Raw genomic sequence first — 11646 nt, forward strand, 5'->3', positions numbered from 1 at the left:
AACGTTGAGCATAAAGGAACCCGATGTTGAATACGCTGATTGTAGGCGCTAGCGGTTATGCGGGCGCAGAGCTTGTAAGCTACGTAAATCGCCACCCTCATATGACCATAACCGCTTTGACCGTGTCAGCGCAAAGCAATGATGCCGGAAAGTTAATTTCCGATTTGCATCCACAACTTAAGGGCGTGGTTGATTTGCCTTTGCAGCCCATGTCTGACATCAGCGAGTTTACCGACGGCGTTGACGTGGTGTTTTTAGCCACCGCACACGAGGTCAGTCACGACCTGGCGCCGCAGTTCCTGGCAGCCGGATGCGTGGTGTTCGATCTCTCCGGCGCGTTCCGCGTTAACGACGGCGCGTTCTACGAAAAATATTACGGTTTCACCCACCAGCATCCGGATCTGCTTGAAAAAGCGGTGTACGGCCTGGCGGAGTGGAGCGCAGATAAACTGAAAGAAGCGAACCTGATTGCCGTTCCGGGATGCTACCCGACGGCGGCGCAGCTTTCCCTGAAGCCGCTGATCGACGCCGGGTTGCTGGATCTGAACCAGTGGCCGGTGATCAACGCCACCAGTGGCGTGAGCGGCGCCGGGCGCAAAGCGGCAATCTCCAACAGCTTCTGCGAAGTGAGCCTTCAGCCGTATGGCGTGTTTAACCACCGTCATCATCCTGAAATCACGACGCATCTGGGCGCGGACGTCATTTTCACCCCGCATCTGGGCAGCTTCCCGCGCGGGATCCTCGAAACCATTACCTGCCGCCTGAAGCCGGGTGTGACCAAAGAACAGGTGAACGAGGTCTTCACGCAGGCGTATGCGGATAAACCGCTGGTGCGCCTGTACGACAAAGGCGTGCCGGCGCTGAAAAATGTGGTCGGCCTGCCGTTCTGCGATATTGGCTTTGCCGTGCAGGGTGAGCATCTCATCGTGGTGGCCGCAGAAGATAACCTACTGAAAGGCGCTGCCGCACAGGCAATGCAGTGTGCAAATATTCGTTTCGGCTTTCCTGAAACGCAGGCTCTTATTTAAGGTGTGATGATGAATCCATTAATTATCAAACTCGGTGGTGTACTGCTGGACAGCGAAGAAGCGCTGGAGCGCCTGTTTAACGCACTGGTGAACTATCGTGAATCACACCAACGTCCGCTGGTGATTGTGCACGGCGGCGGCTGTGTGGTGGATGAGCTGATGAAAGGGCTCAACCTGCCGGTGAAAAAGAAAAATGGCCTGCGCGTGACGCCTGCCGACCAGATTGACATCATTACCGGCGCGCTGGCGGGCACGGCGAACAAAACGCTGCTGGCCTGGGCGAAGAAGCACCATATCGCCTCCGTTGGCCTCTATCTGGGCGATGGCGATAGCGTGAAAGTGACCCAGCTCGACGAAGAGCTTGGCCATGTTGGACTGGCGCAGCCGGGTTCGCCTAAGCTGATTAACACCCTGCTGGAAGGCGGTTTCCTGCCGGTGGTGAGCTCTATCGGCGTGACCGAAGAGGGCGAGCTGATGAACGTTAACGCTGACCAGGCGGCAACCGCGCTGGCGGCCACGCTGGGCGCAGACCTGATCCTGCTCTCCGACGTGAGCGGCATACTGGACGGCAAAGGCCAGCGTATTGCGGAAATGACCGCCGCAAAAGCCGAGCAGCTGATCGATCAAGGCATTATCACCGACGGCATGATTGTTAAAGTGAATGCGGCGCTGGATGCGGCCCGCACGTTGGGTCGCCCGGTGGATATCGCCTCCTGGCGGCACGCGGAGCAACTCCCGGCGCTGTTTAACGGTACGCCGATTGGTACGCGTATTCTGGCTTAAGTTTCTGTGCCGGATGGCGCTTTGCTTATCCGGCCTACGTGAATTTTGTAGGCCCGGTAAGCGCAGCGCCACCGGGCAAAAATATCATCATTAAGGAAATTCGTTATGGCACTTTGGGGTGGGCGTTTTACACAGGCAGCGGATCAGCGGTTCAAACAGTTCAACGACTCTTTGCGCTTCGACTACCGCCTGGCCGAACAGGATATTGTCGGCTCTGTGGCCTGGTCCAAAGCGCTGGTGACCGTTGGCGTGCTGACCGCAGACGAACAGCAGCAGCTGGAAGAGGCGCTGAACAATCTGCTGGAAGAGGTGCGTCTGGATCCGCAGCAAATCCTCCAGAGCGATGCTGAAGATATTCACAGCTGGGTGGAAGGCAAACTGATCGACAAAGTCGGCCAGTTGGGTAAAAAGCTCCATACCGGGCGTAGCCGTAATGACCAGGTGGCGACCGACCTGAAGCTGTGGTGCAAAGAGACCGTCGGCGAACTGCTGGCGGCGAATCGTCAGTTGCAGGGCGCGCTGGTGGACACCGCGCAGAACAATCAGGACGCGGTGATGCCGGGTTATACCCACCTGCAACGCGCGCAGCCGGTGACGTTCGCGCACTGGTGTCTGGCCTATGTTGAGATGCTGGCGCGTGATGAGAGCCGTTTACAGGATACCTTAAAGCGTCTGGACGTGAGCCCGCTGGGCAGCGGCGCGCTTGCCGGCACGGCTTATGAAATTGACCGTGAGCAGCTGGCAGGCTGGCTGGGCTTTGCCTCCGCCACCCGCAATAGTCTGGACAGCGTCTCTGACCGTGACCACGTGCTGGAACTGCTCTCAAATGCGTCTATCGGGATGGTGCACCTGTCGCGCTTTGCCGAAGACCTGATCTTCTTTAACTCTGGCGAAGCCGGGTTTGTGGAGCTGTCCGACCGTGTGACGTCCGGCTCCTCCCTGATGCCGCAGAAGAAAAACCCGGACGCGCTGGAGCTGATCCGCGGGAAATGTGGCCGCGTGCAGGGTGCGCTGACCGGTATGATGATGACCCTGAAAGGGCTGCCGCTGGCGTACAACAAAGACATGCAGGAAGACAAAGAGGGGCTGTTCGACGCGCTCGACACCTGGCTGGACTGTCTGCATATGGGCGCGCTGGTGCTGGACGGCATTCAGGTGAAACGTCCGCGCTGCCAGGAAGCGGCGCAGCAGGGGTATGCTAACTCTACCGAACTGGCGGACTACCTGGTGGCGAAAGGCGTACCGTTCCGCGAGGCGCACCATATTGTGGGTGAAGCGGTAGTGGAAGCGATTCGTCAGGGTAAAGCCCTTGAAGAGCTGGCGCTTGCCGACCTGCAAAAATTCAGCGCGGTTATCGGGGATGATGTCTACCCGATTCTGGCCCTGCAATCCTGCCTGGATAAGCGTGCAGCGAAAGGCGGCGTGTCACCGAAGCAGGTAGCGCAGGCGATTGCGGATGCGAAAAACCGGTTGGTTTAAACCGTGCGGGCTGGTGCCCTCACCCCGTCCCTCTCCCACTGGGAGAGGGAGAAAAACGGAGCCTGGCTTAGTGCTGGGCTTTTTTTTACGCAAAAAAAAGCGGACCACGGGGTCCGCAAAAGTTCACGTTGGCTTTAGTTTTTCGAGTTTTGAGAGAAACTCGCTGACGGTGCGGGGACGTCAAGGGTCAAACACGTACCGCCTCGTCTATGTGATGTATTATTCAACAGAATGCTTGATAGGGATAATCGTTCGTTGCTATGCTATCTATCGCCATGAACTATCGTGGCGACGGAGGATGAATAATGAATATTCGTGATCTTGAATACCTGGTAGCGTTAGCTGAGCATCGCCATTTTCGCCGCGCGGCAGACTCCTGCCATGTCAGCCAGCCAACGCTGAGCGGTCAGATCCGCAAGCTGGAAGATGAGCTGGGCGTGATGCTGCTGGAGCGCACCAGTCGTAAAGTACTGTTCACGCAGGCAGGTCTGCTGCTGGTGGATCAGGCGCGCACCGTACTGCGCGAGGTCAAAGTGCTCAAGGAAATGGCAAGCCAGCAGGGGGAAGCGATGTCCGGCCCGCTGCATATTGGCCTGATCCCAACCGTTGGCCCGTACCTGTTGCCGCACATCATTCCGATGCTGCACCAGACGTTCCCGAAACTCGAAATGTACCTGCATGAAGCGCAAACCCATCAGCTGCTGGCGCAGTTAGACAGCGGTAAGCTCGACTGTGCGATTCTGGCGCTCGTTAAAGAGAGTGAAGCGTTTATTGAAGTACCGCTGTTCGATGAGCCGATGATGCTGGCGATCTATGAAGATCACCCGTGGGCGAACCGCGATCGCGTACCGATGGCCGATCTGGCCGGTGAAAAACTGCTGATGCTGGAAGACGGCCACTGTCTGCGCGATCAGGCGATGGGCTTCTGCTTCGAAGCGGGTGCCGATGAAGATACCCATTTCCGCGCAACCAGCCTGGAAACGCTGCGTAATATGGTGGCGGCGGGAAGCGGTATTACGCTGTTGCCGGCGCTGGCGGTGCCGCACGAGCGTAAACGTGATGGCGTGGTCTATCTGCCGTGTATTAAGCCGGAGCCGCGTCGCACCATTGGTCTGGTTTATCGTCCGGGGTCACCGCTGCGCAGCCGCTATGAGCAGCTGGCAGAGGCCATCCGCGGTGCGATGGATGGCCATTTTGACAGCGCGTTAAAACAGGCGGTTTAAGCCGTTCAGCGCAGCGACCCGATAAGCTTCCGCCATGGTCGGGTAGTTAAAGGTGGTGTTAACGAAGTACTCAATGGTGTTGCCACCACCTTTTTGCTCCATGATCGCCTGGCCGATATGAATGATTTCCGCCGCGCGTTCACCGAAGCAGTGAATACCGAGGATCTCTTTCGTCTCGCGATGGAACAGGATCTTCAGTGTACCCACGCTCATTCCCACGATTTGCGCCCGCGCCAGATGTTTAAACTGGGCACGACCCACCTCGTAAGGCACCTTCATGGCCGTAAGCTGCTGCTCGGTTTTGCCGACAGAACTGATTTCCGGAATGGTGTAGATCCCCGTCGGGATATCTTCAATCAGATGCGCCGTCGCTTCACCTTTCACCAGCGCCTGTGCGGCGATGCGGCCCTGATCGTAAGCGGCGGAGGCCAGGCTTGGGTAACCAATCACGTCGCCCACCGCGTAAACGTGCGGCAGCGCAGTCTGGTACATGCTGTTGACCTTGAGCTGACCGCGGCTGTCGGTTTCAAGCCCGATATTCTCCAGCTGCAATGAATCCGTGTTGCCGGTACGGCCGTTGGCATACAGCAGGCAGTCCGCCTTCAGCTTCTTACCAGATTTCAGGTGCATGATCACACCGTCATCGCAGCCCTCAATCTTCTCGTACTCTTCGTTGTGGCGAATCACCACGCCACTGTTCCAGAAGTGGTAGGAGAGGGAATCTGACATCTCCTGATCGAGGAACGCCAACAGCCGGTCGCGGGTGTTGATCAAATCAACTTTGACCTCCATTCCGCGGAAGATCGACGCATATTCACAGCCAATCACCCCCGCACCATAAATGATCACATGGCGTGGCTCGTGGTGCAGGCTGAGGATGGAGTCGCTGTCGTAAATGCGCGGGTGCGAGAAATCCACGTCTGCCGGATGGTAAGGACGGGAGCCGCAGGCGATCACAAATTTTTCAGCGGTGAGCGTCTCAACCGAACCGTCGTGGCACTCCAGCGCCAGGGTGTGTTCATCCACAAAATGCGCGTTCCCTTGCAGAATTTCACAGTGGTTGCGCTCATAGAAACCCTGACGCATGCGCGTCTGCTGGTTAATGACCGTGTCTGCGTGATTCAGGATATCGGCAAAGGAGGAGCGAAGAAGTCGGGAGTGGTCGCTGTAAAGAGGGTTCTGGTTAAATTCGATAATGCGGCTAACGGCGTGGCGGAGGGCTTTCGAAGGGATGGTGCCCCAGTGAGTGCAACCGCCGCCGACATTATGGTAGCGCTCAATAACCGCTACTCTGGCTCCCTGTTTTACCAGACCCATAGCAGCACCTTCGCCGCCGGGGCCGGAACCAATAACTATTGCGTCGTAATCGTAGGAATGTGGCATGGCAAGGCTTACCTGTTCTTATACATAAAAGCAACAGAATCATAACATCATTGCCAGGGTAACCCAATTATCGTTGTGCTTTTTTCGGGCAGTGGAGCACAAACCGCGCGTAAACAATCATTCACAAAGTCAGGTAAACAGATTAATTTTATTCTCTGGTATAGTGCCAACGGGCCTTTGGAAGGATTCAACTATCGTGATGGGCGTAAGAGCACAACAAAAAGAGAAAACCCGGCGTTCGCTGGTGGAAGCCGCATTCAGTCAACTGAGTGCTGAGCGGAGTTTTGCCAGTTTGAGCCTGCGTGAAGTGGCGCGCGAGGCCGGGATTGCGCCAACGTCCTTCTATCGTCATTTCCGTGATGTGGATGAACTGGGCCTGACCATGGTCGACGAGAGCGGTTTGATGCTGCGCCAGCTTATGCGTCAGGCGCGTCAGCGTATCGCCAAGGGCGGCAGCGTGATCCGCACTTCCGTGTCGACATTTATGGAATTTATCGGCAATAACCCTAACGCGTTTCGCCTGCTGTTGCGTGAGCGTTCCGGAACGTCAGCCGCGTTTCGTGCCGCCGTCGCGCGTGAAATTCAGCATTTCATCGCGGAACTTGCCGACTATCTTGAACTCGAAAACCATATGCCGCGTGCGTTTACTGAAGCACAGGCTGAGGCGATGGTGACGATTGTGTTCAGCGCGGGTGCTGAAGCGCTGGATGTCAGCATTGAACAACGTAAGCAACTCGAAGAGCGACTGGTATTGCAGCTGCGGATGATTTCTAAAGGCGCGTACTACTGGTATCGCCGTGAACAAGAGAAGTTGGCACATCAAAACGATGAGTGAAGGTGAGTAATGAAACAGTCAGGTCAGGATAAAGGAACGCTGTTGCTGGCATTGATCGCTGGCTTATCCATTAATGGTACGTTTGCGGCGGTTTTCAGCTCAATTGTACCGTTCTCGATTTTCCCGATTATCGCGCTGGTGCTGACGGTGTACTGCCTGCATCAACGTTATCTGAACCGCACGATGCCAGTTGGGTTACCGGGACTGGCCGCAGCCTGTTTTATTCTGGGTGTATTGCTTTATAGCACGGTGGTGCGCGCGGAGTATCCGGATATTGGCTCTAACTTCCTGCCTGCGGTACTGTCTGTGGCGCTGGTGTTCTGGATTGGCTCTCGCATGCGTAGCCGCAAGAGCGAGTTGCCGGAGTAGAGAAGGGTTTTGTAGTCGTTGTAGGGCAGGTAAGCGAAGCGCCACCTGCCAAAAAATGCCGGATGGCGCTACGCTTATCCGGCCTAAAGATTATCGTGCAGTAAGCAGTACGCCGCACTCCATATGGTGCGTATACGGGAACTGATCGAACAGCGCCAGACGTTCAACCTTGTGCGTCTGGCTCAATGTTTCCAGATTCTTGCACAGCGTCTCCGGGTTACAGGAGATGTACAAAATACGCGGGTACGCCTGCACCATCTTCTCGGTTTCGCTGTCCAGGCCACTGCGCGGCGGATCGACAAAAATTGTCTCACACTGGTAGCTCTTCAAATCAATCCCTTGCAGGCGGTTAAACTCGCGTACGCCGTTCATCGCCTGGGTAAACTCTTCTGCCGCCATACGAATAATTTGTACGTTATCAATATGGTTAGCGGCGATGTTGTACTGCGCGGCTGCCACCGACGGTTTGGCGATTTCCGTCGCCAGCACGCGTTCGAAGTTACGCGCCAGCGCCAGCGAGAAGTTGCCGTTACCGCAGTAGAGTTCCAGCAGATCGCCCTTAGACCCTTCCGTCGCCTTCAACGCCCACTCCAGCATCTGCACGTTCATGGCGGCATTCGGCTGGGTGAAGCTGTTCTCCACCTGACGGTAAACCATCTCTTTTCCTGCCACCGGCAGACGCTCGTCGATGTAATCCTGGTCCAGCATGATTTTGGTTTTGGTCGCGCGGCCAATCAGGTGCACGTTGATATTCTGCGCGCGCAGCGCATCGCGCAGGGCTTCTGCCTGCTCGCGCCACTCGTCAGTCAGTGCTTTGTGATAGAGCAGAGAAACAATGGCCTGATTGCTTTGGGTGGTCAGGTAGTCAATCTGGAACAGCTTGTTGCGCAGTACCGGATTGTTGCGCACACCGTCGATCATCAGCGTCATCAGCTGGTTGATAAGCTCACTCGCCGCCGGAAAACTGTCTACGCGAATACGGGATTTCGTCTGCTGATCGAAAATGATGTGGTACAGGTCATCGCCATCGTGCCAGATGCGGAACTCAGCGCGCATACGGTAGTGGCTGACCGGAGAACGAAACACCTCGGGAACGGGCGCGTTGAAAGGCGTCATCATACTTTGCAGGCGGACAACTTTTTCTGCCAGCTGTGCGTCGTACTGTTCTGTCGGGAGGTGTTCGGGGGTCATGATGCGTCCTGAGTGATAAAGAATTACGCGGGGATTGTAGGGATTGTGCAGTGGATGTCCAGATTTAATGGCTAATAGCTATCTGGACATCTATACGTGTCTAATTGTAGCATTCTGTTTCCGGTCTCCTTAGAGTGAAAAGGGAATCCAGTGCAAATCTGGAGCTGACGCGCAGCGGTAAAGACTGGCGGGATGAGAGTTGTAGACACTGTGAAAATGGGAAGTCTTCATCCGTATAACGCCACCCAGCCCGAAGACCTGCCGGGATCACGTCGCATTTGGTTTCATCATCGCGTGCTATCGGTGAGGCCTGCGGCATCCTTCTTATATTGTGGATGCTTTAACAATGATTAAAAAAGTATCGCTGTTGACGGTGTTTTCCGTCACGGCATTTTCGGGCTGGGCGCAGGAAAGCGCCGACTCGTTGGTGGTGACAGCAAACCGTTTCGAACAACCAGCAAAAACCGTTCTGGCTCCGACCTCCGTCGTGACGCGTGAGGATATTGAACGCTGGCAGGCAACGAGTGTTGTGGAAATCATGTCACGCCTGCCGGGTGTGGACATCGCACAAAGCGGCGGGATGGGGTCGACCTCTTCAACGTTTATTCGCGGTACGGAATCCCGCCATGTTCTGGTACTGATTGATGGTATCCCTCTGAATAATGCCGGGATCAGCAACGTTCCCGATTTAAGCCAAATTCCGACGTCGCTGATTCAGCGTATTGAGTACATTCGCGGCCCACGTTCGGCGCTGTATGGCTCCGACGCGATTGGCGGTGTGATTAACATCATTACCGGGCGCGACAAGCCGGGTGCGGAAATTTCTGCGGGTGTCGGTTCAAAGGGGTATCAAAACTATAACGGTGCCTTCCAGCAGGTGTTCGATAAAACCAAAATCACCATGGCCGGTGATTATACCTATACCCGTGGTTTTGATATTGCCGCAAAAGATGCCCCGCGCCAGCCAGACCGCGATGGTTTTATGAGTAAATCGCTGTTTGGCTCGGTGGAGCAGCAGTTTACCGACAGCGTCAGCGGATTCGTCCGTGGTTTTGGCTACGATAACCGCTCCGCGTATGACGGTTACGATCACTATGGCGCGACCGGCATTGATGGGCGGCCGGACACGCGTCAGGTTTACAGCCAGAACTGGGACACCGGGTTGCGCTATAACCAGGGTATTTTCCAGTCACAGCTGGTGGCAGGGTATGGCCGTAGCAAAGATCAGAACTATGATCCGAAAAAAGGCCGCTACGCTGACTCCGCAACCATGGATGACGTGAAGCAGTACACCACCCAGTGGCTGAATACGGTTGAAGTGGGGCACGGCAATATCGGCGCGGGTCTGGACTGGCAGAAGCAGAAAACCCAGGCGGGTACGGGCTATCTGGAAAAAGGTTACGAACAACGTAATACCGGCGTGTTCCTTTCGGCGATGCAGCAGTTCAACAGCGTGACGCTGGAAGCGGCGGCGCGTAATGACGATAACTCTAATTTTGGCAATCACGCCACCTGGCAGACCAGCGCCGCATGGGAGTTCATCGAGGGGTATCGCATCATCGGTTCTTACGGTACAGCGTATAAAGCACCGACCATGAGCCAGATCCACAGTAAAGATTACGGTAATCCGGATCTGAAGCCAGAAGAGAGTAAGCAGTGGGAAGGCGGCTTTGAAGGTCTGACGGGGCCGGTAAACTGGCGTGTGACGGGCTATCGTAATGATATCGATAACCTCATTAATAGCGACCCGCGGACTTACCGTTATTACAACGTCGATGAAGCCCGTATTAAAGGAATCGAGGCGACGGCCCAGTTCGACACTGGCCCGTTAGGGCATCAGATTTCTTACGACTACGTCGACCCGCGTAATGCGAAAACTAACGAAGTCCTGGCTCGTCGCTCAAAGCAACAGGTTAAGTATCAGCTTGACTGGCAGGTGTGGGATCTCGACTGGAATCTGGCGTACCGTTATCTGGGCACTCGCTATGACGTTGCCGTTGATCCGAATACCTATGCAACAGAACGCGTGAAAATGGGCGGCGTCAGCCTGTGGGACGTCGCGGTTTCATATCCCGTCACCTCTCATCTCACAGTTCGTGGTAAAATAGCCAACCTGTTCGATAAAGATTACGAGACAGTTTATGGCTACCAAACTGCAGGACGGGAATACACCTTGTCTGGCAGCTACACCTTCTGATCCGCGTCCCACCGTGCTGGTGTTTGATTCCGGCGTCGGTGGGCTTTCGGTCTATGATGAGATTCGGCAGCTCCTGCCGGATCTCCATTACATCTACGCCTTCGATAACGTCGCGTTCCCGTATGGGGAAAAGAGTGAAGACTTTATTGTTGAGCGTGTGGTTGAAATCGTCACCGCGGTACAAAAGCGCTACCCCCTGGCGCTGGCGGTCATTGCCTGTAATACGGCAAGCACGGTCTCTCTTCCTGCCCTGCGCGAAAAATTCCCGTTCCCGGTTGTGGGCGTTGTGCCGGCAATTAAACCTGCGGCGCGTCTGACGGCGAACGGCATCGTGGGTTTGCTGGCGACGCGTGGTACGGTAAAACGTCCTTATACGCGCGAGCTTATTGAGCGCTTTGCCAATGAATGCCAGATCGCCATGCTCGGTTCCGCGGAGCTGGTGGAAATGGCGGAAGCGAAGCTGCACGGCGAGACGGTCTCGCTTGAAGAGCTGCGCCGCATTCTGCGTCCATGGCTGCGGATGCAGGAACCCCCGGATACGGTTGTTCTTGGATGTACCCATTTCCCGCTGTTACAGGAAGAGCTATTAAAGGTCCTGCCTGAAGGAACCCGGCTGGTGGATTCCGGTGCGGCGATTGCGCGTCGGACGGCCTGGCTGCTGGAACACGAGGCGCCGGATGCGAAATCAGCGGAAGCGAACATCGCTTTCTGTATGGCGATAACAAAAGAAACTGAACAACTTTTACCCGTTTTACAGCGTTACGGCTTCGAAACGCTCGAAAAACTGGCGCTGTAGCACGGTTTTGAGCAAAAAAGAGACGGTTGAATGTTTTTTTTCAAAGAGGGGTTGTCAACGTCTGAGAACTCCCTATAATGCGCCTCCACTGACACGGAACAACGGCTTACAAGCCGCCGGGACAGCGGGGTTCAGAGATGAATGCCAACAGAGAAAAGTAAAAATAATTGCTTGACTCTGAATGAGGAAAACGTATTATACGGGACCTCGCAACGGTGAGCTGAAAGCCCCGTTGCAACTGCTCTTTAACAATTTATCAGACAATCTGTGTGGGCACTCAAAGTGACATGGATTCTTAACGTCCTCGGACGAAAAATGAATACCAAGTCTCAACGAGTGAACACGTAATTCATTACGAAGTT

At 55.3% G+C, this 11646-nt stretch carries 10 protein-coding genes and 1 riboswitch; of the genes, 8 read left to right on the top strand and 2 right to left on the bottom strand.

Annotated features, from left to right (window positions below; genetic code table 11):
* Positions 1-23 precede the first annotated feature (23 nt).
* The 4 genes from argC (at position 24) to oxyR (ending at position 4513) form a co-directional block, all read left to right on the top strand.
* Positions 24-1028, top strand: coding sequence for an N-acetyl-gamma-glutamyl-phosphate reductase (gene argC / locus AM329_RS18855; RefSeq protein ID WP_022652055.1), 1005 nt, complete (start codon positions 24-26; stop codon positions 1026-1028).
* A 6-nt stretch (positions 1029-1034) separates the two neighbouring features.
* Positions 1035-1811 (top strand): acetylglutamate kinase, encoded by a 777-nt coding sequence (gene argB / locus AM329_RS18860; protein WP_086623601.1) that lies wholly within the window; start codon positions 1035-1037, stop codon positions 1809-1811.
* A gap of 105 nt (positions 1812-1916) precedes the next feature.
* Positions 1917-3290, top strand: coding sequence for an argininosuccinate lyase (argH, locus tag AM329_RS18865; protein ID WP_003862053.1), 1374 nt, complete (start codon positions 1917-1919; stop codon positions 3288-3290).
* A 305-nt stretch (positions 3291-3595) separates the two neighbouring features.
* Complete coding sequence (oxyR, locus tag AM329_RS18870; RefSeq protein WP_008501786.1) at positions 3596-4513, top strand: DNA-binding transcriptional regulator OxyR; 918 nt, start codon at positions 3596-3598, stop codon at positions 4511-4513.
* Here oxyR and sthA read toward each other — a convergent pair.
* Positions 4496-5896 carry a Si-specific NAD(P)(+) transhydrogenase gene (gene sthA / locus AM329_RS18875; protein WP_003862057.1) on the bottom strand — a complete coding sequence of 467 codons (1401 nt, stop codon included), beginning with the start codon at positions 5894-5896 and terminating at the stop codon, positions 4496-4498. The two genes, oxyR and sthA, sit on opposite strands and share 18 nt — an antisense overlap.
* Before the next feature lie 196 nt (positions 5897-6092).
* On the opposite strand from sthA, the gene fabR reads away from it, so the two are divergent.
* Entirely contained in the window at positions 6093-6731 is a 639-nt protein-coding gene (gene fabR, locus AM329_RS18880) for an HTH-type transcriptional repressor FabR (protein WP_003862059.1), read from the top strand.
* A gap of 9 nt (positions 6732-6740) precedes the next feature.
* Positions 6741-7100, top strand: a complete 360-nt coding sequence (locus tag AM329_RS18885; protein WP_003862061.1) for a YijD family membrane protein — start codon at positions 6741-6743, stop codon at positions 7098-7100.
* A 90-nt stretch (positions 7101-7190) separates the two neighbouring features.
* On the opposite strand, the gene trmA is transcribed toward AM329_RS18885, so the two are convergent.
* On the bottom strand, positions 7191-8291 hold the full coding sequence (gene trmA, locus AM329_RS18890) for a tRNA (uridine(54)-C5)-methyltransferase TrmA (protein WP_003862063.1): 1101 nt from the start codon (positions 8289-8291) through the stop codon (positions 7191-7193).
* A gap of 104 nt (positions 8292-8395) precedes the next feature.
* Positions 8396-8572, top strand: a riboswitch (cobalamin riboswitch).
* A 65-nt stretch (positions 8573-8637) separates the two neighbouring features.
* Between trmA and btuB the strand changes: the two genes are divergently transcribed.
* Both btuB and murI read left to right on the top strand, forming a co-directional pair.
* Positions 8638-10488, top strand: coding sequence for a TonB-dependent vitamin B12 receptor BtuB (gene btuB, locus AM329_RS18895; RefSeq protein WP_032608100.1), 1851 nt, complete (start codon positions 8638-8640; stop codon positions 10486-10488).
* Positions 10433-11284, top strand: a complete 852-nt coding sequence (gene murI, locus AM329_RS18900) for a glutamate racemase (protein WP_032608099.1) — start codon at positions 10433-10435, stop codon at positions 11282-11284. The genes btuB and murI overlap by 56 nt, the downstream gene beginning before the upstream one ends.
* Positions 11285-11646 lie beyond the last annotated feature (362 nt).

The organism is Enterobacter cloacae complex sp. AR_0002 (assembly GCF_001922365.1).
Classification (GTDB): Bacteria; Pseudomonadota; Gammaproteobacteria; order Enterobacterales; family Enterobacteriaceae; genus Enterobacter; species Enterobacter hormaechei_C.

Excerpts from the sequence above, each read along its gene's own strand:
- argB (WP_086623601.1), top strand. The coding sequence starts at position 1,035 with ATGATGAATCCATTAATTATCAAACTCGGTGGTGTACTGCTGGACAGC.
- AM329_RS18885 (WP_003862061.1), top strand. The coding sequence starts at position 6,741 with ATGAAACAGTCAGGTCAGGATAAAGGAACGCTGTTGCTGGCATTGATC.
- sthA (WP_003862057.1), bottom strand. The coding sequence starts at position 5,896 with ATGCCACATTCCTACGATTACGACGCAATAGTTATTGGTTCCGGCCCC.
- argH (WP_003862053.1), top strand. The coding sequence starts at position 1,917 with ATGGCACTTTGGGGTGGGCGTTTTACACAGGCAGCGGATCAGCGGTTC.
- argC (WP_022652055.1), top strand. The coding sequence starts at position 24 with ATGTTGAATACGCTGATTGTAGGCGCTAGCGGTTATGCGGGCGCAGAG.
- btuB (WP_032608100.1), top strand. The coding sequence starts at position 8,638 with ATGATTAAAAAAGTATCGCTGTTGACGGTGTTTTCCGTCACGGCATTT.
- trmA (WP_003862063.1), bottom strand. The coding sequence starts at position 8,291 with ATGACCCCCGAACACCTCCCGACAGAACAGTACGACGCACAGCTGGCA.
- oxyR (WP_008501786.1), top strand. The coding sequence starts at position 3,596 with ATGAATATTCGTGATCTTGAATACCTGGTAGCGTTAGCTGAGCATCGC.
- murI (WP_032608099.1), top strand. The coding sequence starts at position 10,433 with ATGGCTACCAAACTGCAGGACGGGAATACACCTTGTCTGGCAGCTACA.